Here is a 24,868-nt window from a genome sequence, read left to right on the forward strand (position 1 = left end):
TGATGCAGGCTCTTTTCGACCTCTCGGACAAGATCGCCGTCGTCACCGGCGCCAATACCGGCATCGGGCAGGGGATCGCCGTCGCATTGGCTAAGGCCGGTGCGTCGATCGTCGCCGTCGGTCGCTCGTCGATGGATGAGACGGAGGCGCTAGTGGCAAGCGCCGGCACGAAATTCCACGTGATCAAGGCCGATCTCGGCACGATCGAACCGGTCAAGCCGATCGTTGCGGAAGCGCTGGAGCGCTTTGGGGCGCTCGATATCCTCGTCAACAATGCCGGCATCATCCGCCGCACCGACGCGATCGATTTCACCGAGGAAGACTGGGACGCGGTGATGAACGTCAACCTGAAGACAGCCTTCTTTCTGTCTCAGGCGGCTGCCCACCACATGCTCGAAAAAGGGGGCGGCAAGATCATCAACATCGCTTCGCTGCTGTCCTTTCAGGGCGGCATCCGCATCCCGTCTTACACGGCCTCGAAGAGCGGCCTTGCAGGTCTGACGCGGCTGCTAGCGTGCGAATGGGCGGGCAAGGGCGTGAATGTAAACGCCATCGCACCCGGCTATTTCGTCACCAACAACACGACGGCGCTGCGCGAGGATGCCGATCGCAATGCCAGCATCCTGGCCCGAATCCCGGCGGGCCGTTGGGGTGAGCCCGGCGATATCGGCGGTGCCGCGGTGTTCCTGGCGTCGGCGGCATCCGACTATGTGCACGGCACGGTTCTGCCCGTCGATGGAGGCTGGCTCGCGCGCTGACGCGACAGCCAGGAGGAGACATGACGCCTTCCTACGGGAAGGCGAGGCAGCGTTGGTGGAGTTGGCGCGGCCGGAATGGAGGAGGACATGCAGTACCAGTTCGATTTTTCGGCCTTGCTGCCCTATTGGAGCGATTTCCTGTCGGGCGCGCTCGTCACGATGGAGATCACTGTCTTTTCGGTGATCATCGGTCTGTTGATCGGTGTCGCCTGCGCCATCGCCCGCCGTTCCAATTTCGGGCCGCTCCGCACTCTCGTCAGCATCTATGTCGAGGCGGTGCGCAACACGCCCTTTATCGTGCAGATTTTCTTCATCTTCTTCGGCCTGTCCTCGGTCGGCATCCGTCTGCCGATCATAGCTGCCGCTGTCTTTGCCATGGTTATTAATGTTGGCGCCTATACGGCGGAGATCGTGCGTGCAGGCATGGATTCCATCCATCCGAGCCAGATCGAGGCGGCTGAAGCGCTCGGCCTGTCTAAGCTGCAGATCTATCGCGACATCATTCTCCTGCCGGCGATCGAACGCGTTTATCCTGCGCTTTCCAGCCAATTCATCCTGATGATGCTGTCAACCTCGATCGCTTCGCAGATCTCCGCCGAGGAGCTGACGGGCGTCGCCAACAACATCCAGTCGAACACATTCCGATCGCTTGAAACCTATGTTGTTGTCGCGGTCCTCTACATCGCCATCACCTATCTGATGCGGGCAGGTTTTTACGGCCTCGGTCTCATCGCCTTCCCACGCCGTCGTCGGCTCGGCACGTCGCTTTAGAGGTCGCCATGCTCGGTGGGTTTTCCTTCAATCACCTGATCTATCTGCTGGATGGCTTGGTCTGGACAGTCGTGCTGTCTGCACTCGCCTTCCTGCTCGGCGGCATTGCCGGCTTCTTCGTCATGCTCTGCCGCATCTCGCGCTTCCTGTGGCTGCGGCGCGCGGCCCTCGTCTATATCCAGGTCGTCCAGGGCACGCCGCTGCTGATCCAGATGTTCATCCTCTATTTTGGCCTCGGGGTGGTGAATATTTCCGTGCCGCCGCTGGTGGCAGCAGGCCTCGGCATGATGATCTATTCGAGCTCCTATCTCGGAGAGATCTGGCGCGGCTCGGTGGAATCCATTTCGCGCACCCAGTTCGAGGCGGCCGAATGTCTCGGCCTGACGCGCTGGCAGATGCTGCGCGATGTGATCCTGCCGCAGGCGTTGCGGATTGCCACGCCGCCGACGGTCGGCTTCCTCGTCCAGCTCGTCAAGAACACCTCGCTTGCCTCCGTCGTAGGCTTCCTGGAGCTGACGCGTGCAGCACAGGTCATCAACAATTCCCTGTTCCAGCCCTTCCTGGTCTTCGGCGTCGCAGCGCTTCTCTATTTCGCTGTCTGCTATCCGCTGTCGGTCTGGAGCCGCTCTCTCGAGAGGAAGCTCAATGTCGGTCGCCGTTAAACTCACCAATGTCGTCAAGCGCTTCGGCGCCCTGGAAGTGCTGAAAGGCGTTTCCTTCGAGATCAATCCCGGCGAAGTGGTGGCGTTGATCGGCCAGTCCGGCTCCGGCAAGAGCACGGCTCTGCGCTGTATCAACCGGCTGGAGACGATCCAAGACGGCTCGATCGAGGTGTGTGGCCATCGTGTGGAGGATCCGAAACTCGATCTGAGGACATTGCGCCGCGATATCGGCATGGTGTTCCAGAGCTACAATCTCTTCCCGCACATGACGGTTGCCGAAAACATCATGCTGGCGCTGCGCCGCGTGAAGGGCATGCGCAAGAATCAGGCCTTCGAGATCGCCAAGCAGGTGCTCGCCAAGGTCGGTCTCTCGGAAAAGATCGACGCCTATCCGGAACAGCTGTCCGGCGGCCAGCAACAGCGCGTGGCGATCGCCCGTTCGCTTGCCATGCAGCCGAAGGTGATGCTGTTCGACGAGGTGACCTCAGCTCTCGACCCGAAACTGACGGGCGAAGTGCTGCGCGTCATGGAAGATCTAGCCCGCGGCGGGATGACGATGATCGTCGTCACCCACGAGATGGGCTTTGCCAAGCGTGCTGCCAACCGCGTCATCTACATGCATACCGGCAAGGTCTGGGAGACGGGTGGCGCCGGCATTCTGAGCAATCCGCAGACACCGGAACTCAAGGAATTCATGGCCGCAGAACTTTAGACCCCGTCATCGGGGGAAATTGCCTGTCCCGGATGAGCCGGCGCAGGTTTGAGAGGAGGCCCGACAGAGAGCGGGCAGAGGCAATCAGGTAGAGGAGACTTGGAGTATGCCGAAGACAATGATTTCGAAACTGGCACTGTTGGCGGGCGCGAGCCTGCTGGCGGTGGCAAGCGTTGCCCATGCCGACGTGCTCGACAATATCAAGAAGGCCGGCAAGGTGCGCATCGCGGTCGCAATGGGCATTCCGGAATATTCCTTCGTTGATGAAAACCTGCAGCCGTCGGGTTCCGATATTGAAACGGCCAAGTTGATCGCCAAGGATCTTGGCGTCCAGCTCGAACTGGTGGAAATCACCAATGCCGCCCGCGTTCCCTCTGTCCAGACCGGCAAGGCCGACATGGTCGTCTCCTCGCTCGGCATCACCGAAGAGCGCAAAAAGGCGATCGATTATTCCGTTCCCTATGCGACGCTCGCGCTCGTCGTTGCTTCTCAGCCGAGCATCGAGATCAAGGGCTATGCCGATCTCGACGGCAAGCGCATCGGTGTGACCCGCGCCACGACCAATGATCAGGACATCACTGCCAACGCGAAGGGTGCCAATATCGTCCGCTTCGAGGATGACGCAACACTGATCACCTCGGTCGTGTCAGGGCAGGTTGATACCGTTTCCAGCCAGTCGGCCGTCATCAACGGCATCAACAAGAAGATGGCCGATCACCCGCTGCAGGTGAAATTCACGCAGAAGGAAACCAACCTCGGCATCGGCATTCCAAAGGGTGAAACCGGCCTCAAGACCTGGCTCGACCAGTGGGTGAAAACTAATTTCGACAACAAGGTGTTGCGCGACATCTACCGTAAGTACCACAATGCCGAACTGCCCGACGATCTGACCTCGCGTTGATCAAGCGGGAAGGGCGGGGTTTGAGGGCTGGCCTTCAAGAATCCGTTAATCATTCCAATCTTGTCGCCGCGGCCTTGGGTCGCGGCGTTCGATTCCGTGCGCCTGAATGTCTGGCCGGTCCTACGTTTTTCACCCATCGATATCCCTCGGCGTTTGTGTCTTCTATAAAACGTTGACGATTTATCGATAATTTCTTAGTGATGTCGAAAACGAACGGTGGAGGCGATTTTGTCGGGCATTGCGGCTGGTAGCTGGGATTTCTGGATCGATCGTGGAGGCACCTTCACGGATATCGTCGGACGCGACCCGTCCGGTGCCCTGCACGCACGAAAGGTGCTGTCTGAAAATCCGGCAGCCTATCGTGATGCCGCTGTCCACGGGATCCGTCTGCATCTCGGTCTGAGAGCTGGTGAAGCTATCCCGGCCGGATTGATCGGCGAGGTGCGCATGGGCACCACCGTCGCGACCAATGCGCTTTTGGAGCGCAAGGGCGAACGGCTGGCGCTGGTGACGACGAAAGGTTTCCGGGATGCTCTGCGCATCGGCTACCAGGAACGCAAGAAGATTTTTGCGACCGAGATCATCAAGCCGGAAGCGCTTTATCAGGATGTGGTCGAGCTCGACGAACGCGTACTGGCTGACGGTACGGTCGAGCTTCATCTCGATGAAGCATCGACGGAAGTGGCGCTGCGCGATCTGCGCGCAAAGGGCTACCGCGCTGTCGCCATCGTTTTCATGCATGCCTATAAATACTCGGAGCATGAGGCGGCAGCGGCGCGCATTGCCCGCGCCATCGGTTTCGAGCAGGTTTCCGTCAGCCACGAGGTCTCGCCGCTGATCAAGCTGGTCGGCCGCGGCGATACGACCGTTGTCGATGCCTATCTTTCGCCGGTCCTCGGTCGCTATGTGGACCAGGTTTCGGATGAGCTCGATGTAGCGCGCACCGGCGCGCGCGTCATGTTCATGATGTCCTCTGGCGGTCTGACGGCGGCCGACATGTTTCAGGGCAAGGACGCTATTCTGTCCGGCCCGGCCGGCGGTGTTGTTGGTCTTGCCAAGACCGGCGAGCAGGCCGGTTTCGGCCACGTGATCGGCTTCGACATGGGCGGCACCTCGACTGACGTCGCGCATTTCGACGGCGAATATGAGCGTGCTTTCGAAACGGAAGTGGCGGGCGTGCGCGTTCGTGCGCCGATGATGCTGATCCATACGGTGGCTGCCGGTGGGGGCTCCATCCTGCATTTCGAGAGCGGCCGTTTCCGTGTCGGGCCCGATTCCGCTGGGGCTTATCCAGGTCCTGCCTGCTATCGCAATGGCGGGCCGCTTGCGGTGACCGATGCCAATGTGATGGCCGGCAAGCTGCTGCCGGATTTCTTCCCGGCGATCTTCGGCCCGAACCAGGATCAGCCGCTCCATGTCGAGACGGTGCGGCGGAAATTCGCCGAACTCGCGACTGAGATCGGTGACGGGCGCAGCCCGGAAGAGGTGGCTGACGGTTTCATCCGCATCGCCGTCGCCAATATGGTCGAGGCGATCAAGAAGATTTCCGTCCAGCGCGGTTATGACGTGACGCGTTATGCGCTCAACTGCTTCGGCGGCGCCGGCGGCCAGCATGCCTGCCTGGTTGCCGATGCGCTCGGCATGAAGAGCATTCTCCTTCATCCGATGTCCGGCCTGCTGTCTGCCTATGGTATGGGCCTTGCCGATATTCGCTCCACCCGCCAAAAGGCGCTCGGCGTGCCGCTGAACACGGATGCGCCTGCTGCGATTGCTACGCTTGGTAGGGAGCTGCAGGGCGAGTGTCGGCCGGAGCTGGTGGCGCAGGGCGTCGAGACCGACAAGATCAAGACGGTGCTGCGCGCTCATATTCGTTATGCCGGCACCGATACGCTGCTCGCCGTAGAGGCGCTGTTCCCGCAGGATGATGATCCGGCGCGCCTTCGCAGGGAATTCGAGGTGCTGCACAAGCGCCGCTTCGGCTTCGTCGCCGAAGACAAGCCGCTGGTCGTGGAAGCCGTCGAGGTCGAATGCATCGGCGGCGCGGCTGCCGAAATCCACATCGATCGCGGCGAAGTGGGTGAGGGCGAGGCTTCGCCCGTCCGGCGGACCCTGTTTCATTCGCAGGGCGAAAGCCATGATGCGGCGGTCGTGGTGCGCGATCGTATCCTTCCCGGCCAGACCGTGACGGGGCCGGCCATCATCATCGAGCCGAACCAGACTATCGTCGTGGAAGATGGCTGGCAGGCCAAGCTGACGACGCGAGATCACATCGTGCTGACCCGCATCAAGGCCCTGCCGGAGCGCACGGCGATCGGCACCAAGGCTGATCCTGTCATGCTGGAGATCTTCAACAATCTCTTCATGTCGATTGCCGAGCAGATGGGCGTGACACTGCAGAACACGGCCTATTCCGTCAACATCAAGGAACGGCTCGATTTCTCCTGCGCTGTCTTCGATGCGGACGGCAATCTCGTCGCCAACGCGCCGCATATGCCTGTTCATCTCGGCTCCATGGACGCGTCTGTCGCGACTGCCATCCGCGAAAATCCGGTCATTCATCCGGGCGATGTCTTCCTGATCAATGCGCCGTATAATGGCGGCACGCATCTGCCTGACCTGACCGTCTGCACGCCCGTCTTCGACGATGTGGGCACGCGCATCCGCTTCTGGGTGGCGAGCCGCGGTCACCATGCCGATATCGGCGGTATCTCGCCGGGCTCCATGTCGCCGCTTGCGACGCATATCGAGGAGGAAGGCGTCTATATCGACAATTTCAAGCTACTCGATCGCGGCAAATTCCGTGAGGATGCCCTTGCCGATCTTTTGACTGGTGCGCGTTATCCGGTGCGCACGCTGGCGCAAAACGTCAACGACCTGAAGGCGCAGGTTGCCGCCAATGAAAAGGGCGTGGCGGAACTGAAGAAGATGATCGCGCTTTTCGGGGAGGATGTTGTCGATGCCTATATGGGCCATGTGCAGGACAATGCCGCCGAAAGTGTCCGCCGCGTACTCGACCGCCTGCCGGACGGCGAATTTTCCTATGAGATGGATCAAGGCTGCAAGATCGTCGTCAAGATTTCCATCGATCGGGAAAAACGCGAGGCGACGGTCGATTTTACTGGCACGTCAGCGCAGCGTCCCGACAATTTCAATGCGCCGGCGCCGGTCACGCGCGCTGCCGTGCTCTATGTCTTCCGCGTGCTGGTCGAGGCGGATATTCCGATGAATGCCGGCTGCCTGCGGCCGATCCGCATCGTCATTCCCGACGGCACCATGCTGACGCCCGCCTATCCGGCAGCTGTCGTTGCCGGCAATGTCGAAGTCAGCCAGGCCGTTACCAATTGCCTGATCGGTGCTGTCGGCGCTATGGCCGCGGCCCAGGGCACGATGAACAACCTGACCTTCGGCAACGACAAGTACCAGTATTACGAAACCATCTGCTCCGGCGCGCCGGCAGGCCCGGGCTTCAACGGTGCGGATGCCGTGCACACGCATATGACCAATTCACGCCTCACCGATCCGGAAATCCTGGAGAGCCGTTTCCCCGTTGTGCTCGAGGATTTCCATATCCGGCCGAATTCCGGTGGCCGCGGTCAATGGCATGCCGGCAACGGCACGCAGCGGACGATCCGCACACTTGAGAAACTGGAATTTGCCGTTCTCTCCGGCCATCGCCGCGTCGCACCCTTCGGGCTGAACGGCGGCGAAGATGGACAGACCGGCCGCAACTACGTTCGCCGAAACGACGGTACGATCGATGAACTGATCGGTGCTGCCCACACGGTGTTGGAAGCTGGCGAAGCCTTTACGGTCGTGACGCCAACAGGTGGCGGGTACGGACCGAGAGATGCCTGAGCAATTGGGATGAAAGTGCGTTCAATGGAAAAATCGAAAGATCAAAAGGCGCCCCGCGATCTGATCGTCTCGTCGGCTCATCTGGCGCTCGGCAACTCGCCGGCTCTTTCGGAGCTCGAATACGGATCGGTCCTCTTTTCTCACGCGTTTAATCGCTGGATGGTGCGCTGTATGGCTGCCGCCGGGGTGCCGAGCCTGTCGCCGGTCGAGATCCTCATCATTCACTCGGTTCGCCATCGCGACCGGCCGAAAACATTGTCCGACCTCTGCCTCGTGCTCGATATCGAAGACACGCATGTCGCCAACTACGCGGTAAAAAAGCTTGATGCGGCCGGCCTTGTCAAAACCGGAAAATCCGGCAAGGAAAAAGTCATCCAGGTCACCGACAAAGGCCTGGAGGCGCTGACGCGTTATTCGGAAATCCGCGAGCGGCTTCTGGTCGAGGCGACGAAAGTGTCAGGACTATCGCAGGAGGATTTGTCCGGTATCGCCTCCCACCTGAGAGCGCTCTCGGGCTATTACGAGCAGGCGGCGAGATCAGCGGCGACCTTATGATCGAAACCGCCGAAAGCAGAGACGCCGCCTTTCTCTCGGCTCTCTAACCGGCGTCCGTCGGTTCCGATCTCTCGTCAGAAGCGTACTCCGCCCTTTCAAGGGCGGAGTACGATAGCGAGATTCGGGCTCAGTTCTTGACCGTATCTTCCAGGAAGAAGCGGCCGAGCGGGTTCTGGTAGAAGTTGTCGATGTTCTTGCGCGCCACATTGATATAGGGGCTATAGTAGAGATCGATCCAGTTGACGTCGTCCTTCGCCATCTTCTGCAAGTCGATATACATCTGCTCGCGCTTCTTGGGATCGAGTTCCAGGCGGGCCTTGGCGACCAGTTCCTTCACCGCTTCGTTCTTGTAGTTGGTCAGGTAGTTGTTGTTGGAATCGTGACCGAGCACGAAGGTCGTCTTCTGGTCCGGGTCGAGAATGTCGTTGGTCCAATAGTTGACCGAGATGTCGTAATCGCCGGCAACCGTCATGTCCCATTCCTGGCTGGGGTCGACCTTTTGCAGGTTGGCGGTGATGCCGGCCTTGGCGAGCTGCTGCTGCACCAGTACGGCGGTCTGCTCGTCCACCTCGTCGCCGGCGCGGATCAGGTAGTTCAGCGTCAGGTTGGAAACGCCAGCATCGGCGAGCAGCTTCTTGGCCTTATCGGGATCATAAGGACGCTGTAGGTTGTCGGCGTAATAGTAGAGCGCGCCCTTCGGAATATAGGAATTGGCGATCGTGCCCTGGCCGAAGGTGACTGCTTCGACAATCGCCTTCTTGTCGATTGCGAGATCGAGCGCCTGACGGACTTCCTTCTTGCCGAGATCACCATGCGCATGGTTGATCAGCAGATGATCTTCACGCGTCGACGGGTCGATCAGCACGTTCAGGCCGGCATCCTTCTTCAGCTCCTCGACGCGTGAGAAGGGCACGAAGATGGCGGCGTCGAGCTGGCCTGCCTGCACGTTCAGCATGCGTGTATTGTCGTCGGGCACCGAGATCCATTCGACGCCATCGAGCTTCACGCGGTCGGCCTGCCAGAAATTCGGGTTCTTCTTCAGGATGACGCGGTCGCCGCGACGCCATTCGTCGACGATGAAAGCACCCGATGCGATCGGCTTTTCGCCATAGGCTTCAGCACCCATGGATTCGATGCCAGCCTTGGAAATGACGGAGGCATTGGGCAGTGCCAGCGTCGACAGGAAGGGCGCGGAAGGGTTCTTGAGCTTGATCGTCAGCGTATGCGGATCGGTAGCTACAGCCGTGTCGATGACCTTATAGGAATCGCTCCAGAGCGAGCCTGCGTCATCGCGGATACGCAGCAGGCTGAAGGCCGCGTCTTCCGCCGTCAGCGGCGAGCCGTCGGAGAATTTCGCATCACGGATCTTGAAGACATAGGTCAGTCCGTCGTCGGACGCCGTCCAGCTCTCGGCCAGGCCGGGCTCCAGCTTGGTGCCGGTCTTGTCGACGCGGATCAGCACGTCATAGACGTTGGAGAAGACCCAGTTGTCGATGTTCTGCGCCGTTTTGATCGGGTCGAATGTCGTCGAATCCTCGCGACGGCCGATGGTGAGCACACCGGCGGCTTCGGCATAGGATGCACTGAGCGTCAGGCCCGCAAGAAGCGCTGCAAGCCCGATTGATTTCCATCTGGTGATCATGCGTTCGTTCCCTTCGTTGTTATGGCATGCGTTTGACGGGTAGTGCCGGCATCGATTGCAGCTCGTCTTCCAAGCTGGCGCTGCTCAGAAGCGGCTTGTCCGGATCGATATCGGGAATGGCGGCGATCAGCGCCGCGGTATAGGGATGTTTCGGCCGCGCAAAGACCTCTTCCGAGAGGCCTTCTTCGACGATCTCTCCACGATACATGACGACCACGCGTTCGCAGAGATTGCGCACGATCGCCAGGTCATGGGCGATAAACATCAGCGTCAGGTTCATTCTTGCGGTTAGTTCGCGGAAAAGCGCGATGATCTGTGCCTGGATCGTGACGTCGAGGGCCGCAACACATTCGTCAGCAATGATGAGCTTCGGATCGACAGCGAGCGCCCGGGCAATCCCGGCGCGCTGGCACTGACCACCGCTCATGCTGCGGGGTTTGCGATTTGCAAACTCCCGCTCAAGCCCGACAAGATCGAGTAATTCGCCGATCCTCTCCGGAATGGCCGATGCCGGCACCTTGCCCTGCACCTTCAGCACCTCGGCAAGCATCTGCCCGATCGTGAGGCGCGGATTGAGTGCGTTATAAGGGTCCTGAAAGACCATGGCTGTCTCACGCCGCAGCTTTGCGAGTCCGGCGGCCCGCTGCTGAGCAAGATCGATCCCTCCGAAGGACACATGGCCTGAGGAGATCGGCGTCAGCCCCAGCACGGCGCGTGCGAGTGTGCTCTTGCCGCTGCCGGATTCGCCGACGATGCCGATGGTTTCGCCCGGCATGACCTGCAGGCTGACACCGGAAACGGCGCTTACCGTCTTGGCACTGCTCTTGAACAGGCTGCCGCCAACCTTGAAACGCACATGCAGGTCGTCGATCTCAAGAAGCGGCTTGGTCGATGCTGCCGAAGACGCGAGCAGCGGCTCCGGCATTGGCGCCTCGTCCGGCATGGAGGGATGGCTGTTGATCAGATTGATCGTGTAGGCGTCCTGCGGCCGGGAGAGGATCGTCCGTTTCGGCCCCTGTTCAAGCAGCTTGCCATTGCGCATGACGGCGATGCGGTCGCAGGTCTGGGCGACGATGCCGAGATCGTGGGTGATGAGGATGATCGATAGGCCACGCTTTTCTCGGATCTCCAGCAAGAGTTTCAGGATCTGCGCCTGGATCGTCACGTCGAGCGCGGTCGTCGGCTCGTCGGCGATCAGGATCTTCGGGTTGCATGAGAGCGCCACGCCGATCATGGCGCGCTGGCGCATGCCGCCGGAAAACTCGTGCGGGTAGCTGTCATATTGGCGAACGGGATCGGGAAAGCCTACCTGCGTCAGGATCTCGATAGCCGCCGCCCGCGCTTCCTTGGCTCTAAGCCCCTGATGATAGCGGATGCCCTCGGAAATCTGGTCGCCGATGCGCATGACCGGATCGAGATGGCTCGTCGGGTTCTGGAAGATCATGCCGATCTCGCCGCCGCGCACTTCAAGCATCTCGGCATCGCTTGCCGTCGTCAGATCGCGCCCCTCGAGCAGGACGGTCCCGCCCTCGATCTTGATCAGAGAGGAGGGCAGCAGCCGGACGAGTGAGCGGCAGAGCAGGCTCTTGCCCGAGCCGCTTTCGCCGACGAGGCCGAGGATTTCGCCCTTGGCGAGATCAAGGGAAACATGGTCGATCAGCGTTCGCACGCCGCCATCGAGATGAACCTTGACCGTCAAGTCGCGGACGGAAAGGACCGAAGCGCTCATTCGTGAACTCCGAGAAGTTCGCCGAGCGCATCACCCAGCATGCTGAAACCGAAGGCGAGGCAGACGATGGACAGGCCGGGGAAAAGCGTAATCCACCAGGCCGTGGTGATGAAGCTCTGGCCTTCGGCGACCATGACACCCCATTCGGCGAGCGGCGGCTGTACGCCGAGGCCGAGATAGCTGACCGCTGCGCCGCTGAGCAGCACCAGCGTGGCATCCGACATGGAAAAGACGATGGAGCCTGCAATGGCATTCGGCAGAAGGTGGCGGAACATGATCCTGAAACGGCTGAAGCCGAGGCTGACGGCGGCAACTGCATAGTCGCTGCTTTTCAGAACCAGCATCTGGGCGCGGATGAGGCGCGCATAGGAAACCCAGCCGACCAGCGCCATGGCGATATAGAAGCTGCTGAGGCCCGGCCCGAGAATGGCGATGATCGACAGCATCAGCACGAGAAACGGAAAGGCGAGGATGATATCGACGAGGCGCATGAAAACCGCATCGACGATGCCGCCGAAGAAGCCGGCGATGGTGCCGACTGTCGTGCCAATCAGGAACGGGAAGATCACACCGATGACGGCAATCTGCAGATCGATGCGGGCGCCCCAGATAACGCGAGACAGGATGTCACGGCCGAAATTATCCGTGCCGAAGAGATGGGTAAGTGACGGCGCCTGCAGCCGCACGTCGGCATTCTGCAGGATCGGATCGTAGGGAGAGACTAAGGGGGCGGCAATTGCCAGAAGCAGAAAGAACAACAGTATGCCGGCGCCAAGGACGAGTGTCAGCCGGCGGCCGATGAAACGGCGCCAGGCGGCTGCGGAGGGGGCAAGGGCCTCGACGCTCACAGCTTCACCCTCGGGTCGACGGCGACGGTGACGATATCGGCAATGAAATTGACGAGCACGGTGGCGCAGGCGAATGTCATGGCGACGCCCTGGACCACCATGTAATCGCGCGAGAAGATGGCGCGCACCAGCAACTGGCCCATGCCGGGTAGGGCAAAAACGCTTTCCACGACGACAGTGCCGCCGATTAGCCAGCCAATGTTGACGGCCAGAAGATTGATTGTCGGTACCAGCGAATTCGGCAGGACGTGCCGCCAGAAGACGATACTCTCGGGCATGCCGCGAGCGCGCGCGGCTGTCGCTACATCCGATTTCAGGGATTCGATCATCGCGGAGCGCAGACTGCGGGTCAGCACCGTCGAGAGTGACAATGCAACGGTCAGCGCCGGCAAGATGAGATGGGAGAGCTTGTCGCCCAGTGTCGTGCCGTAGCCGGAGACGGGCAGGACGCCGAGTTCGACGCTGAAAAGAATAATCAGCATCAGGCCGAGCCAGAAAGGCGGAAAGCCGATCCCGAATGTGGAGATGACGCGTACTGCGTGATCAGGCGCCCGGCCAGCGTTGCGAGCGGCAATCGCCGACATCGGCACGGCGATCAGGATCGACAGGATGACGCTTGTCAGTACCAGCGCGATCGTCGGCTCGATGCGCGTGGCGATCAGCGGAAATACGTCGATCTTGTAGAGGATCGACTTGCCCATTTCGCCATTCGCGAGGTTCTTGAGAAAGTAAAAGTATTGCAGCCACATCGGCTGATCGAGGCCGTACTGGGCGCGGATATTGGCAAGAGCCGTCGGTGTCGCGCGCGTGCCAAGAATATTGCGGGCGGGATCGCCGGGGATCAATCGCACCAGAATGAAGGTGATGATGCTGATACCGAAGATGACGGGCAGAAACTGGATCGGCCGGATCAGTATGAATTTATAGCGATGCATGGCGGCGCTCGCCCCCTTGTCTCCGGCGGGTTCCGATCACCTGATCCTGCATCAGCTTGCCCTGTGTCGCGATAGAAAATCGACCAGCGCAGGATAATAATCTTGCGGATTTTCGTAGAACGGCATGTGGCTGGCATTGGCGAAGACCTTGAGCTCGGCATTCGGCAAGGCAAGCTTCATGCGCAGCGCGCAGGACGGCGTCAGCTCGTCATGTTCGCCCGTGGTGATCAGCACCGGCGTCGTCACGCGCTCCAGGTCGGGAATGCGGTTCCAATCCTTCAGATTGCCGATATAGAGAAATTCGTTCGGCCCCTGCATCGTCTCGTAGGGACTCATGTTCCAGTCGTCGAGCGACCGGCGTACAGGCGCCGGCCATTCCGGCAGTCGGCAGACGTGGCGGTAATTCAGGATCGTCACCGCGGCCTGATATTCCGGATGATTGTAGGTACCCTGCGCCTCGTGCTTCTGCATCATCGCGACCGTCTCAGGCCCGAGGGCAGCCCGCAGCCGTTCCAGCTCGGAAATCAGGTGCGGCATGTCAGCGACGGTGTCTTCCAGGATCAGCGTCTGCAGGTTTTCCGGATAGGTGAGCGCATAGTCGATCGCCAGCCAACCGCCCCATGAATGGCCGAGCATATGCACCTTGCCGAGTCCGAGTGCCTTGCGCACCGTCTCGGTCTCCTCGACATAGCGGCCGATGGTCCAGAGTGATCGGTCGGTCGGACGGTCGGAGGCGCCGGTGCCGAGCTGATCGAAAGCCACCACGCGATAACCCTTATCGATGAGGCAGGAATGAGCCTCACGCAGGTAGTCGCAGGGCAGGCCGGGGCCGCCATTCAGGCAGAAGACGGTCTCGCTGCCGCTCCCGAAACTGTAGGTGACCACCCTGTAACCGTCGACTTCGATCTCATGTCGCGCCTCAGGCTCGATTTCACGCCACATTCACCGCTCCGGCAGAAGATTTCGCTTGCTCAATAATTGGGCATGGCTAAATTTTTATCCGAAACTATGTTCTTTGCCAGCTATAAGAAGTGATAGGGTGGGAAACCACCGGAGCCTGCCATGCTTGACGAAATCGGCACGATAAGACGGCAATTCTCAGCACACCAGACACTTGAGGGGCGCATCGATCAGGTCTTCGAGGCGATGAAGGGGATAGGCTTCGAAGCCTTGATCTACGACTATACGCCAGTGCCTTATGATCTCGACGGAGGGATCATGATCCCGTCACTGTTAAAGCTGCGCAATATCTCCGAAGATATGCGCGAATACTGGTTCGACCGCGGCTATTTCCGCATCGATCCGGTGCAACAGGTGGCCTTGCGCACCTCGGCGCCCTTCTTCTGGAATTATGACAGGGACGCCGACACTCTGATCAACCGCTTCATGAGCGACGACACGGCGCCGGTGACGCGTTTCCTTAACGAGCGCGACATGTCGACGGGCGTGACGGTTCCCGTCCATATGCCGCGCGGCGATTATGCGACTGTGACCGGCATTCGTTTCGGCGTTGACAGCGATTTCGAACACCATGCACTGCGTTATATCGCCGATTTCAACCTGCTGGCCCATGTCTTCCACGAGGCCGCCTATTCGCTTTTTGACGCCGAGGCGCTGCGGGTCGGCAAGGTCCGTTTGACGGAGCGGGAGCGGGAATGCCTGCGCCATTCGGCAGAGGGACTTTCGGCCAAGGAAATTTCGCGCGTCATCAATCGTTCGGTGCCAACGGTCGTCATGCATCTCAATGCGGCCGCCAAGAAGCTTGGCGCCCGCAACCGCACGCAGGCGGTGGTGCGTGCCACCCATTACCGGCTGCTGGAAGATCGCCCATCCTATAACTTCTGATAGCTGCCTTCGCCTTTTCGGCCGCGCTATGGTTCCCATCGTTGCCCTAGAGGATGGAGATATCAGTGGCCCCAGTTCCGACGAAGGAAGCCTTTCTGCCGTTTCGCGAATACCGGACATGGTATCGCATCACCGGTTCGCTTGATTCCAGAAAACTGCCACTCGTCGTCGCCCATGGTGGTCCCGGCTGTACGCATGACTATGTCGATTCCTTCAAGGGCATCTCCGAGCTCGATGACCGCGCCGTCATCCATTACGATCAGCTCGGCAACGGCAACTCGACCCGGCTACCCGAGAAGGGACCGGATTTTTGGACGCCGGCGCTCTTTCTCGACGAACTCGATACGCTGCTGAAGCATCTCGGCATTCAGGATCGTTACGCCTTTCTCGGCCAGTCCTGGGGCGGCATGCTGGGCGCAGAACATGCCGTACGCCAGCCGAACGGCCTGAAGGCGCTCGTCATCGCCAATTCGCCGGCCAACATGCATACTTGGGTGGCGGAGGCGAACCGTCTGCGGGAAGAACTGCCGAAGGAGGTACAGGACACGCTGCTGAGGCATGAGGATGCCGGCACCATTACCGATCCGGACTATGTTGCGGCCTCGCGCGTCTTTTACGACCGGCATGTCTGTCGCGTTTCCCCATGGCCGCCGGAAGTTGCGCGCACTTTTGCGATCATGGACGAAGACAATACTGTCTACCGCAACATGAACGGCCCGACCGAATTCCACGTGATCGGCAGCATGAAGGACTGGACGATCGAGGATCGCCTGCCGCTCATTCAGGTGCCGACGCTTTTGATCTCCGGCAAATATGACGAGGCGACCCCGCTCGTCGTCAAACCCTATGTCGATCACGTGAAGGGTTGCGAGTGGGTGCTCTTCGAGAATTCCAGCCACATGCCGCATGTCGAGGAAAAGGATCTTTGCCTCGACGTCGTCTCAGCCTTTCTCACCAGGCATGATTGAACGCAGTCAGCGGCCTGCGCGGTCAGTGCAGGCCGCATTCCATTACCGCTCGAATGGCTCACCCAGCGAGGCGACGCCGTTGAGCTTCAGCAGGCGGCGATCTGCCGAGATGATGCCGAGCACGATGATCGTCACGAGATAGGGCAGGCAAGACAAAAGCTGCGAGGGCACGTCGAGCCCGGTTGCCTGGGCTGCAAGCCCCATCAGCGAGACGGCACCGAAGAGGCAAGCTCCGAGGAATATCCGCCCCGTTAGCCAGGTTCCGAAGACGACGAGCGCAATAGCGATCCAGCCTCGGCCGGCGATCATGCCGTCCGCCCAGAGCGGCGTATAGATCGTCGACGCGTAAGCGCCGGCAAAGCCGGCCATCATCCCGCCGAATGCGACAGCGGTGAAGCGTACGGCGATGACGGAATAGCCGATGGCGTGAGCAGCCTTTGGGTTTTCGCCGACGGCACGAATGACGAGACCGATCTTGCTATAGGCAAACGTCGCCCAGATCGCGAGTGTCACCAAAAGCGAAAGCCAAACGACGATATCCTGGATGAACAATCCGCCAATGACAGGAATGTCGGAAAGGCCCGGAATAGCGATTTTCGGCAGCGCCTTGATGGTGAGGCTCTCATAGCTCTTGCCGAACAGCGCCGACAGGCCCTGACCGAAAATGCCGATAGCAAGCCCCGTCGCGACCTGGTTTGCGTTGAAGCCAAGAATGATCCCGGCAAAAACAAGCGAGAGCAGGATGCCGCCGATGCCGGCTGCAAGAAAAGCAAGAAAGTGGCCGCCGCCGTGATAGACGACGATGAATGCAATGACGGCGCCGAACGCCATTAGCCCTTCGACGCCGAGATTGAGCACGCCCGCGCGCTCGACCACAAGCTCGCCAAGCGCTGCGAGCAAAAAGGGCGTCGCGGCCGCCAGCATGCCGGCCAGGATGAACTCGATAGCATTCATGATGGGCTCCGAACGGCGGCAGAGCGCCAGGCAAGGCGGTAGCGGACGAAGGCGACGGCGATCAGATAGGCGAGCAGCAGGCTGCCCTGGAAAACGCGGACGGCAGCGATCGGCAGGTTGGCGGAGACCATGGCATTGTCGCCGCCAATGTAGAGGGCCGCCATGACGACCGACGATATGACGATGCCGATCGGGTGCAGCCCGCCGAGATAGGCGACGATGATTGCGGCATAGCCATAACCGGTCGAGATCGAGCGCTGCAGCTGGCCGAGCGGGCCGGCGACTTCGGCCGCGCCCGCAAGACCGGCGGCTGCGCCACCGATCAGCAGCGACAGCCATATTGCCCAGCCCTCTTTGAAGCCGGCATAGCTCGCCGCACGTGGCGCCAATCCGCCAACCTGCAATTTGTAGCCGATGAAGCTCTTCTGCATGAAGATCCACGCGGCAATCGACAGAAGAACGGCAAGGATCAACGAGACATTGACGCGCGTTCCCTCGATCAGGATCGGCACCATCGCATCATACTGAAACATCACCGACTGCGGGAAGTTGAAGCCATTCGGATCCTTCCAGGGGCCGAGCAGTAGATAATTGAGAAGCTGCACCGCAACGAAGCTCAGCATCAGCGAGACCAAGATTTCGTTGGCGTTGAGCCGGACACGCCAGAAGGCGGTTAGCGATGCCCAGAGAGCGCCGCCGATCATGCCGAGCAGCAGCATTGCCGGCCAGATCCACTGGCCCGCTGCATCAGGCCACCAGATCGGGATAGCCGAGGCGAAGATCGCGCCGAGCACGAATTGCCCTTCGGCGCCGATGTTGAAGACCTTGGCGCGGAAGCCGATCGCCAATCCTTGCGCGATCAGCAGCAGCGGCCCGGTTTTCAGCAGGACTTCGGAGAAGGATGCCCAGGAAAAGAAGGGTTCGATCAGCATCGCATAGATGACCGCAGCCGGATCACGTCCCATGACGACGTAAAGGCCGAGATTGAGGATGATCGTGACAGCGAGTGCGATGGGCGGGGCAAGCAGGGTAGCGACAAGCGAGGCGCGCTCCCGGCGCACGAGGGTTGGCAGGGCGGCAAACAGAGGTCTGCTCATGCGATCGCTTTCTCGCGCTGCGACTGGGCGCCGATCATGTATCGGCCGATCTCTTCGGGTTTGGTGTCGCGCGTGACGAGCGGCGGGCTCAGCATGCCGTGGTGGAGGACCTGGATGAAGTCGCTGAGTTCGAACAGTTCTTCCAACTCCTCGGAAATGACGAGGATCGCCATGCCTTCGTTGCGCAGCGTGATCAGCCGCTTGCGAATTGCTGAGGCTGCGCCGATATCGACGCCCCAGGTGGGCTGGGCAAGGAAGAGCAGTTTCGGCGCCAGCATGATTTCGCGCCCGACGATGAATTTCTGAAGATTGCCGCCGGAAAGGGAGCCGGCTTCGGCCTCGGGACCGCGCGTACGCACGTCGTAATCACGAATGCACGCGTTGGTGAAGGCGGTTGCTTGCGCCTTGTCGAGTAAGCTGTTTTTGACGAGGTTCAGAGGATGGGCCGTCAGCAGACTATTGAGCGTGAGCGACATTTCGGGGACCGCACCGCGACCGAGCCGGTCCTCCGGCACGAAGGCAAATCCTAGTTTCCGGCGGGTCGCCGGGTCGAGCATGCCGACATCCTTGCCCATCATGAAGATTTGGTCGCGCTGCTCGCGCGGCAGGATCGTCTCGCCTGAGATCAGTGCGGCAAGCTCGCTTTGGCCGTTGCCCGAAATTCCGGCAATGCCGAGGATCTCGCCCGCGCGGACGCTAAGGCTGACTTGCGAGAGCGGCACGGCGAAGGGATCATCCGGCCTGTAATCGAGGCCGATCAGCTCCAGTCGCTTCTCGCCCTCGGAAAGCGGCAACGCTGGCATGGGTTCCGGCATGTCACGGCCGATCATCATACGGGCAAGGTCATGGGCATCATGCTCGCGCGGATCGATGTGGCCGGTCACGCGTCCACCGCGCAGGATCGTCGCCCGGTCGCAAAGCGACTGGATCTCTTCCAGCTTGTGGGAGATGAAGAGGATGGAAACGCCGCCGTCTCGCAGCCGGCGCAAGGTCTCGAACAGCTTCTCCACAGCCTGCGGCGGCAGGACCGATGTCGGTTCGTCGAGGATCAACAGTTTCGGATCGGTCATCAGGCAGCGGATAATTTCCACCCGCTGCCGCTCGCCGACGGAGAGCGAATGCACATGAGCGAGCGGATCGACTTCGAGGCCGAATTCGTGCCCGAGCTCGCGGATGCGCTCCGCCAGTTCGGCTTTCTTGCCGGCCACGATAAGCCTGATGTTCTCGACCACCGTCAGGCTCTCGAACAGCGAGAAATGCTGAAAGACCATGCCGATGCCGGCGAGCCTTGCCTCTGCGGGAGAGGCAAGGCTGAGGGGGTGCCCGTTCCAGGCGACGGTTCCGCTGTCCGGCTGCTCGACGCCATAGATCAGCTTCATCAGAGTCGATTTGCCGGCCCCGTTTTCTCCGAGGATGGCATGGATCGAGCGGGGAGCGACGTCAAGGTCGATCTGCTGGTTGGCATGGACCTGGCCGTAGCTCTTGGAAATGCCGCGTAGCGACAGGAGCGGGCTTTCCATGGCTTATTTCGGCAACGGCGTCTTGACACCCTTGACGTGCCAATCCATCGCGACGATCTGGGCATCCGTCAGCGTGGTGCCGGAGGCGACACCTTCACTGCCATCCGCCTTGGCGATTGGGCCTATAAACGGCGAGAAGCTGCCGCTGGCGATCTTGGCCTCGATTTCCTTGATCTTGCTCATCGTGTCGGCTGGGATGGCCGGGTTCCAGTCGACAACCTCGACTACCTTGTCGGCAACGCCAAGGAAGGCGTTGGCGCCCTTGAAGGTGCCGGCGAGGTGGGCATCGACCGAAGCCTTGAAGAAGGGCGACCAGTCGGTGGCGACGCAGCCGAGATAGGTCTTCTCGGCATATTTCTTCATCGAGGAGTTCAGGTTGAAGGCATAGATGCCGGCCTCTTCGCAGGCCGAGATCACCGAGGGCGTATCCTGGGCATTCGAGAAGATGACGTCGCAGCCCTGCGAGATCAGCGCCTTGGCGGCTTCCTGCTCCTTGGCCGGATCGAACCAGGAATTGACCCAGACGACGGAGACTTCGATGTCAGGCTTGACGGACTGCGCGCCGAGCGTGAACGCGTTGATGGAGGTGATGAGTTCCGGAATGGCAAAGGCCGACACCGAGCCGAGCTTGCCAGTTTTGGAGACGGCGGCGGCCGCCATGCCGAGCAGATAGGTGCCCTGGAAATATTTGGCGGCAAAGGGCGAGAAGTTCGGCGCGACCTGGAAGCCGGAAGCATGCAGGACGGTGACCTTGGGATTGCGGCGGGCAATCTGCAGCGCACCGTTCTGATAGCCGAAGGAACCGGCGATCAGGAAATGGTTTCCGTCGGCAACCGTCTTGTTCATGATGCGGTCGGCATCTGGACCTTCGGCGATGTTCTCGATAACTGTGACTTTCACCTTATCGCCATAGGCGTCCTTGATCGGATCGATGCCGGCGGCAAGCGCATGACCCCAGCCGACATCGCCGATCGGCGAGGGTACGACGAGAGCGATGCCGAGCGGTTCGTCGCCAGCAAGTACAGAGCGGCCGGCAAAAGCGGTGGCAAGGCCGGCCGCGGCTGCGCTCTTCATCAACGTTCTGCGGGTCAGATTGTTGGACATGTCAGTTCCCCTCTTTTGGTTGTTCAGAATTCGACGGTCGCGAGCGCCGCTTCGGCGTCCGCGAAAAGCTTGGCTTCGTCGAGGCCGGTGAATACACCGGCCTGCCAGACGATGCGTCCATTGATCATGGTGAGGTCGGTCGGCATGCCGATCCCGACCTTGGCGATCAGGCTCAGCGGGTCATGCCGCGTGCCGACATAATCCATCCGCCGCGTATCGATCGCGAAGAGATCGGCGGCCATGCCCGGCGCCAAACGGCCGATATCGCTGCGTCCGAGCAGGCTTGCGCCGCCCGTCGTTGCGTAACCCAGGAAATCGGCCGGCGGCGGAACAGGGTGAGCGCGTGTCGATGCCGACAGGCATTGCAGCATATAGGCGGAGTGAATGCAGTGCATGAGGTTGGAATTGTCGTTCGAGGCAGCGCCGTCGCAGCCAAGCCCGACGCGCAGGTCGAAGGCCGACATGGCCGGAATATCCGTCACCTCAGCGCCGACAAGGTAGACCGGTTCCGGGCAATGGGAGACGCCGGTGCCGCTTGCCGCCATCTTGCGGAGTTCGTCATGCGTCAGTTCCCAGCAGTGAGCATAGAAGGTGTCGGCACCTGCAAAGCCGAGTTCCGTGCAGTAATCGACCGTACGCATGCCGTGCCGTGCCTCGATGACAGGGCTTTCGCCTTCGCCGACATGGGTGTGCAAAAACACGCCGCGATCACGGGCAAGTGCGACGGATTCAACGAAGGTCTCACGATAGCAATTGACCGGCTGGCAGGGCGCAACGACCACCTGCCGCATGCTGAAGGGACCGGCATCGTGGTAGCTGTCGATCAGCCGGGCGCAATCGGCTATGAATTCATCCGTCGTTTCCAGCATGGCATCCGGGATCGTCGATCCCTCGGATTTCGGCAGCGTATTGCCGCCGCGGCCTGCATGGAAACGCATGCCGAGAAGCTCGGCCGCCTCGAACTGTCGGTCGATCAGGCGCTTTCCGGCGTGCCGAGGAAAGCAATATTGGTGGTCGAAAGCCGTGGTGCAGCCATGCTTGATCATCTCGGCCATGGCGGTGACCGAGGAATGGTAGAAGCAATCCTCGTTCAGCCGCGAGAAGATCGGGTAGATGCGGTCCAGCCACTCGATCACCGACAGTTTCGTCCAGTCGAGATCGGCCCGGTTGCGCACGAAGCACTGAAAGAAATGGTGATGCGTGTTGACGAGGCCGGGATAAACGAACCAGCCGGCGGCATCCTGGACGATCGTGCCTGATGGCAGGGGCTCCTGTGACAGGTTTGTGCCAATTGCCTGGATCGCCGGACCATCGGTCAGCACGTCCACGTTCCGGCGCACGCTTGGTCCGTTGCCCTCATTGACGACGACGGCTGCGCAATTTTTCAGGAGGTAGCCGGCCATCTCAGCTTTCCTCCTTCGCAGGATGAGGATCGGGCTTCAGCTCGTGCAGGCGGTGAATGCCGGGCATCTCGATGAAGCCGCCGAGGCTGCGGACGGCCCGCAGCCACAGCCGGATGTTTGGATAGGGATCGAGCGAGATGCCGCCATCGGGGGCGAGCGCGACGTAAGGGAAGCAGGCGATATCGGCGATCGTGGCGCGGTTCGATGCCAGGAAGCGCATACCGCGAAGCTGCTGTTCGAAGAGACCAGCCTCCAGCTCGCGCAGCGCGGCGATGCCCTGGGCCTGCAGGGTCTCGATATTGCCGGGGCGCAGGAGCATTTCATGCAGCCGCGCGCCGCCGAGATTGGCCGTCAGCCGATGCGAGAAGGAAAGCCACTGCTGCACCTGCGCCGTCTCTTCAGGCTTACCGTTGCCCAGCCATTCCCGGGCGCTTTGGGCGGCGAGATAGGCTAGGATGGCCGAGGATTCCGTCAGGACGAGATCGCCATCCACAAGGATCGGGATGGAACCTGCCGGATTGAGCGCCAGGAGTTCTGGACGACGATGTTCGATGCCGGGATGAAAATCGACCGGGCGGATATCCAGCTTGATGCCGAGGATCGCTGCCATCAGGCGGACCTTGTAGCAGCTCGGCGAGAGAATGTAGTCGTAGAGCTTCATTGCGCGACCAACTGTGCGCCGTAGGTGTAATTATGGCGCTTGAGCCAGCGCCGATAGGCGACCGAGGTCAGGTCGGCCCTCGTCGGGATTTCCATGCCGGGATCGAGCGGCAGCAGGGCCGGGATCTGGTTCTCAAGGATCGAGCGATCCTGCAGGAAGATCATCTGCTGAAAATGGATGAGGTCTGTCATTGGTGTCACGTCATCAAAGAGGGCCATCCACGGCCATACGTCGCAAAGGTCTTCCGCAAGCGGCTGCACGAAGAGCGTAATGACATCCCATTCGCCCGGCCGGGGAGGGCAGGTCTTGTAGAGCACCGAGCAGGTCGGTGCCGGCACGCGGTACATATATTCAGTCGTGATCCCGCCGCTCGCCGACTTGGCGGCCTGCGGCTGATAGAATTTTACCTGGGTCGCCCAGACCTCGTCTTCGTCCTCGCGGATCTCGACCTTGTAATTCTCGACTTCCGTGTGCGGCTCGGCGCCGAGAATATCGGTGTGAACAAACGGGAAATGGGCGATGTCGAGAAAATTCTCCACCGCGCGCAGCGGCGAGCAGCGCACACGTACCACGCCGACGTCGACAAAACGGCGGCCGGGTTGATCCGCCTCTGGAATGGCAAAAAGTTCCTTGGCGGGATTGCCGAGGGAGGACCAGACATGGCCGTAGCGGACACGGACCGGCAGGCTGCGCCCATCGGTAGATGTCACCCGCGCATTGCCATCGGGCGTGCGCGCCACTTCGATGGGTTCACCCATTAAAGCGGTTTTCGTTCCTGCCTCGGTCAGTTGGGAAAAAAGGCCGACTGGATACCACTCGTTGATCATCGCAGCAGCCTTCGTCATGCGACCTCCTTCTGCCGCGATTCCGCCTGCCGACGCACCGCTTCGGCGACACGGGACGCCGTGACACGGTCCGCCGGGCTGCGGCCCTGCTCGATCAGCAGGTGAATGAGCGTGCAGTCAGCTTGCTCAGTCGGCAGCAGCCTGATCCATGGAGAGTGCGCGATATGGATAAGCCCATCGGCGCCGGCTTTGGAGCCAGCCGCCGATTCAATGGCCGAAATATCAGCGTCTGCCGTCATCGAGCGCAGCGGAACGAGATCGGTAAAGCGTGGCGGCTGTTCCGCCGGCTCTCCGACAGTTACCCAGATGATACCAGCCGATTCCTCGACCTTGTGGACCGCGACACGGATCGTTTCCGGCGGCACAAGATCGGGATGGGCAGGGATGCGAATGCAGGTTCCTGCAGGAGAATAGCTCCAGCCATGATAAATACAGGAGAGTGACTCGCCGCGCACGAAGCCATGGGACAAACGCATCCCGCGATGCGGACAGCGATCCGACGATGCCGACACACGCCCGGACTGACTGCGCCAGAGGGCGATCGATCCTGCTGGTATCCACGCTGGCATGACGGTTGCCGACGGCAGATCAGCAGAAAGGGCGACAGGCGTCCACGAGCCGGCCGTATCAGATGGCATGACCTTTACTTCCTCAATTTTACCAATGCTTTAGCGCCGCTGGCCGCGCACTGTTGCCGAGCTTGCGGCGTCAGTGATCAGAGGCTTGCATAAAAAAATCGCATTGGCAACAATGATTAAATAAAGGGCACAGGATCAATGCCGCCTGCGCTACCGTGTGTCGGCGGGATCTACAATCCTGCGCTGAATCTCCTCCACCCAAACGTCGATCGGGCCAAGCGAACATCCCATTTCAAGCATGTCGATCAGCTCTATCGGGCCTGCGACCTCGAGTTCGATTCGGTCGGCGCCGGTGTGAATGAAATCCTGGGATAGTCCGAGCTTATCGGCATGGCGGCGGATCCACGAGACGAACGATGCGGCATTGACCTCGCCGAGGATCGTCATTCGCTCGTGCAATTCGCCCCCCTGCCGTCCCTGTATCACTGATTTATCTCTTGTTTCATTCATGATGACAGCATAGTG

At 60.6% G+C, this 24,868-nt stretch carries 23 protein-coding genes; 9 read left to right on the forward strand and 14 right to left on the reverse strand.

What is annotated here, in order from left to right; genetic code table 11:
* The first annotated feature begins 2 nt into the window (after positions 1-2).
* The 7 genes from kduD to FHT78_RS09540 all read left to right on the forward strand — a co-directional run bounded on the left by kduD (position 3) and on the right by FHT78_RS09540 (position 8,214).
* On the forward strand, positions 3-758 hold the full coding sequence (gene kduD / locus FHT78_RS09510) for a 2-dehydro-3-deoxy-D-gluconate 5-dehydrogenase KduD (protein WP_183742861.1): 756 nt from the start codon (positions 3-5) through the stop codon (positions 756-758).
* Positions 759-845: 87 nt separating this feature from the next.
* Positions 846-1,529: an amino acid ABC transporter permease gene (locus FHT78_RS09515; RefSeq protein ID WP_183742863.1), complete on the forward strand. Its 684-nt coding sequence runs from the start codon at positions 846-848 to the stop codon at positions 1,527-1,529.
* A gap of 8 nt (positions 1,530-1,537) precedes the next feature.
* Positions 1,538-2,191 (forward strand): amino acid ABC transporter permease, encoded by a 654-nt coding sequence (locus tag FHT78_RS09520; protein ID WP_183742865.1) that lies wholly within the window; start codon positions 1,538-1,540, stop codon positions 2,189-2,191.
* Positions 2,175-2,903, forward strand: a complete 729-nt coding sequence (locus tag FHT78_RS09525) for an amino acid ABC transporter ATP-binding protein (RefSeq protein WP_183742867.1) — start codon at positions 2,175-2,177, stop codon at positions 2,901-2,903. The genes FHT78_RS09520 and FHT78_RS09525 overlap by 17 nt, the downstream gene beginning before the upstream one ends.
* 106 nt (positions 2,904-3,009) lie before the next feature.
* Positions 3,010-3,804, forward strand: a complete 795-nt coding sequence (locus FHT78_RS09530; RefSeq protein ID WP_183742869.1) for a transporter substrate-binding domain-containing protein — start codon at positions 3,010-3,012, stop codon at positions 3,802-3,804.
* 228 nt (positions 3,805-4,032) lie between these two features.
* Positions 4,033-7,659, forward strand: coding sequence for a hydantoinase B/oxoprolinase family protein (locus FHT78_RS09535; RefSeq protein WP_183742871.1), 3,627 nt, complete (start codon positions 4,033-4,035; stop codon positions 7,657-7,659).
* Positions 7,660-7,683: 24 nt separating this feature from the next.
* Entirely contained in the window at positions 7,684-8,214 is a 531-nt protein-coding gene (locus tag FHT78_RS09540) for a winged helix DNA-binding protein (RefSeq protein WP_183742873.1), read from the forward strand.
* Between the two features lie 127 nt (positions 8,215-8,341).
* Here the strand turns inward: FHT78_RS09540 and FHT78_RS09545 are convergent, their stop codons facing one another.
* The 5 genes from FHT78_RS09545 to FHT78_RS09565 are packed head-to-tail and all read right to left on the reverse strand — an operon-like array spanning position 8,342 to position 14,310.
* Positions 8,342-9,856: an ABC transporter substrate-binding protein gene (locus FHT78_RS09545; protein ID WP_183742875.1), complete on the reverse strand. Its 1,515-nt coding sequence runs from the start codon at positions 9,854-9,856 to the stop codon at positions 8,342-8,344.
* 19 nt (positions 9,857-9,875) lie between these two features.
* The gene (locus tag FHT78_RS09550; RefSeq protein WP_183742877.1) at positions 9,876-11,585 is read right to left on the reverse strand and encodes an ABC transporter ATP-binding protein; all 1,710 of its coding nucleotides are present in this window, start codon (positions 11,583-11,585) and stop codon (positions 9,876-9,878) included.
* Positions 11,582-12,433 (reverse strand): ABC transporter permease, encoded by an 852-nt coding sequence (locus FHT78_RS09555; protein WP_183742879.1) that lies wholly within the window; start codon positions 12,431-12,433, stop codon positions 11,582-11,584. The genes FHT78_RS09550 and FHT78_RS09555 overlap by 4 nt, the downstream gene beginning before the upstream one ends.
* Complete coding sequence (locus FHT78_RS09560) at positions 12,430-13,368, reverse strand: ABC transporter permease (protein WP_183742881.1); 939 nt, start codon at positions 13,366-13,368, stop codon at positions 12,430-12,432. Before FHT78_RS09560 ends, FHT78_RS09555 begins: the two co-directional genes overlap by 4 nt.
* A gap of 51 nt (positions 13,369-13,419) precedes the next feature.
* On the reverse strand, positions 13,420-14,310 hold the full coding sequence (locus FHT78_RS09565) for a proline iminopeptidase-family hydrolase (protein ID WP_183742882.1): 891 nt from the start codon (positions 14,308-14,310) through the stop codon (positions 13,420-13,422).
* A 120-nt stretch (positions 14,311-14,430) separates the two neighbouring features.
* Between FHT78_RS09565 and FHT78_RS09570 the strand changes: the two genes are divergently transcribed.
* Together FHT78_RS09570 and FHT78_RS09575 are read left to right on the forward strand one after the other, a co-directional pair.
* Positions 14,431-15,213 (forward strand): LuxR family transcriptional regulator, encoded by a 783-nt coding sequence (locus tag FHT78_RS09570; RefSeq protein ID WP_183742883.1) that lies wholly within the window; start codon positions 14,431-14,433, stop codon positions 15,211-15,213.
* Positions 15,214-15,266: 53 nt separating this feature from the next.
* Entirely contained in the window at positions 15,267-16,181 is a 915-nt protein-coding gene (locus FHT78_RS09575; RefSeq protein WP_183742884.1) for a proline iminopeptidase-family hydrolase, read from the forward strand.
* Positions 16,182-16,223: 42 nt separating this feature from the next.
* Here FHT78_RS09575 and FHT78_RS09580 read toward each other — a convergent pair whose 3' ends face one another.
* The 9 genes from FHT78_RS09580 to FHT78_RS09620 all read right to left on the reverse strand — a co-directional run bounded on the left by FHT78_RS09580 (position 16,224) and on the right by FHT78_RS09620 (position 24,853).
* Positions 16,224-17,135: an ABC transporter permease gene (locus tag FHT78_RS09580; RefSeq protein ID WP_183742885.1), complete on the reverse strand. Its 912-nt coding sequence runs from the start codon at positions 17,133-17,135 to the stop codon at positions 16,224-16,226.
* On the reverse strand, positions 17,132-18,232 hold the full coding sequence (locus FHT78_RS09585) for an ABC transporter permease (protein WP_183742886.1): 1,101 nt from the start codon (positions 18,230-18,232) through the stop codon (positions 17,132-17,134). Before FHT78_RS09585 ends, FHT78_RS09580 begins: the two co-directional genes overlap by 4 nt.
* Positions 18,229-19,752: an ABC transporter ATP-binding protein gene (locus FHT78_RS09590; RefSeq protein ID WP_183742887.1), complete on the reverse strand. Its 1,524-nt coding sequence runs from the start codon at positions 19,750-19,752 to the stop codon at positions 18,229-18,231. The genes FHT78_RS09585 and FHT78_RS09590 overlap by 4 nt, the downstream gene beginning before the upstream one ends.
* Positions 19,753-19,755: 3 nt before the next feature.
* Positions 19,756-20,856 carry a BMP family ABC transporter substrate-binding protein gene (locus FHT78_RS09595; protein ID WP_183742889.1) on the reverse strand — a complete coding sequence of 367 codons (1,101 nt, stop codon included), beginning with the start codon at positions 20,854-20,856 and terminating at the stop codon, positions 19,756-19,758.
* 23 nt (positions 20,857-20,879) lie between these two features.
* A complete protein-coding gene (locus tag FHT78_RS09600; protein WP_183742891.1) occupies positions 20,880-22,259 on the reverse strand; it encodes an amidohydrolase in 1,380 nt (459 codons plus the stop codon).
* Position 22,260: 1 nt separating this feature from the next.
* Positions 22,261-22,920, reverse strand: coding sequence for a glutathione S-transferase family protein (locus FHT78_RS09605; RefSeq protein ID WP_183742893.1), 660 nt, complete (start codon positions 22,918-22,920; stop codon positions 22,261-22,263).
* On the reverse strand, positions 22,917-23,765 hold the full coding sequence (locus tag FHT78_RS09610) for an aromatic ring-hydroxylating dioxygenase subunit alpha (RefSeq protein WP_183742895.1): 849 nt from the start codon (positions 23,763-23,765) through the stop codon (positions 22,917-22,919). Before FHT78_RS09610 ends, FHT78_RS09605 begins: the two co-directional genes overlap by 4 nt.
* Positions 23,762-24,403, reverse strand: a complete 642-nt coding sequence (locus FHT78_RS09615) for a Rieske (2Fe-2S) protein (protein WP_183742897.1) — start codon at positions 24,401-24,403, stop codon at positions 23,762-23,764. Before FHT78_RS09615 ends, FHT78_RS09610 begins: the two co-directional genes overlap by 4 nt.
* A gap of 150 nt (positions 24,404-24,553) precedes the next feature.
* On the reverse strand, positions 24,554-24,853 hold the full coding sequence (locus tag FHT78_RS09620; RefSeq protein ID WP_183743476.1) for an acylphosphatase: 300 nt from the start codon (positions 24,851-24,853) through the stop codon (positions 24,554-24,556).
* Between the last annotated feature and the right edge of the window lie 15 nt (positions 24,854-24,868).

This window comes from Rhizobium sp. BK196 (assembly GCF_014193255.1).
Classification (GTDB): Bacteria; Pseudomonadota; Alphaproteobacteria; order Rhizobiales; family Rhizobiaceae; genus Rhizobium.

Coding starts and splice junctions, on each gene's coding strand:
- FHT78_RS09620 (WP_183743476.1), bottom strand. CDS start 24,853: ATGAATGAAACAAGAGATAAATCAGTGATACAGGGACGGCAGGGGGGC.
- FHT78_RS09515 (WP_183742863.1), top strand. CDS start 846: ATGCAGTACCAGTTCGATTTTTCGGCCTTGCTGCCCTATTGGAGCGAT.
- FHT78_RS09540 (WP_183742873.1), top strand. CDS start 7,684: ATGGAAAAATCGAAAGATCAAAAGGCGCCCCGCGATCTGATCGTCTCG.
- FHT78_RS09605 (WP_183742893.1), bottom strand. CDS start 22,920: ATGAAGCTCTACGACTACATTCTCTCGCCGAGCTGCTACAAGGTCCGC.
- FHT78_RS09575 (WP_183742884.1), top strand. CDS start 15,267: ATGGAGATATCAGTGGCCCCAGTTCCGACGAAGGAAGCCTTTCTGCCG.
- FHT78_RS09610 (WP_183742895.1), bottom strand. CDS start 23,765: ATGACGAAGGCTGCTGCGATGATCAACGAGTGGTATCCAGTCGGCCTT.
- FHT78_RS09560 (WP_183742881.1), bottom strand. CDS start 13,368: ATGCATCGCTATAAATTCATACTGATCCGGCCGATCCAGTTTCTGCCC.
- FHT78_RS09520 (WP_183742865.1), top strand. CDS start 1,538: ATGCTCGGTGGGTTTTCCTTCAATCACCTGATCTATCTGCTGGATGGC.
- FHT78_RS09600 (WP_183742891.1), bottom strand. CDS start 22,259: ATGGCCGGCTACCTCCTGAAAAATTGCGCAGCCGTCGTCGTCAATGAG.
- FHT78_RS09565 (WP_183742882.1), bottom strand. CDS start 14,310: ATGTGGCGTGAAATCGAGCCTGAGGCGCGACATGAGATCGAAGTCGAC.
- kduD (WP_183742861.1), top strand. CDS start 3: ATGCAGGCTCTTTTCGACCTCTCGGACAAGATCGCCGTCGTCACCGGC.
- FHT78_RS09580 (WP_183742885.1), bottom strand. CDS start 17,135: ATGAATGCTATCGAGTTCATCCTGGCCGGCATGCTGGCGGCCGCGACG.
- FHT78_RS09615 (WP_183742897.1), bottom strand. CDS start 24,403: ATGCCATCTGATACGGCCGGCTCGTGGACGCCTGTCGCCCTTTCTGCT.
- FHT78_RS09595 (WP_183742889.1), bottom strand. CDS start 20,856: ATGTCCAACAATCTGACCCGCAGAACGTTGATGAAGAGCGCAGCCGCG.
- FHT78_RS09525 (WP_183742867.1), top strand. CDS start 2,175: ATGTCGGTCGCCGTTAAACTCACCAATGTCGTCAAGCGCTTCGGCGCC.
- FHT78_RS09545 (WP_183742875.1), bottom strand. CDS start 9,856: ATGATCACCAGATGGAAATCAATCGGGCTTGCAGCGCTTCTTGCGGGC.
- FHT78_RS09590 (WP_183742887.1), bottom strand. CDS start 19,752: ATGGAAAGCCCGCTCCTGTCGCTACGCGGCATTTCCAAGAGCTACGGC.
- FHT78_RS09550 (WP_183742877.1), bottom strand. CDS start 11,585: ATGAGCGCTTCGGTCCTTTCCGTCCGCGACTTGACGGTCAAGGTTCAT.
- FHT78_RS09585 (WP_183742886.1), bottom strand. CDS start 18,232: ATGAGCAGACCTCTGTTTGCCGCCCTGCCAACCCTCGTGCGCCGGGAG.
- FHT78_RS09570 (WP_183742883.1), top strand. CDS start 14,431: ATGCTTGACGAAATCGGCACGATAAGACGGCAATTCTCAGCACACCAG.
- FHT78_RS09530 (WP_183742869.1), top strand. CDS start 3,010: ATGCCGAAGACAATGATTTCGAAACTGGCACTGTTGGCGGGCGCGAGC.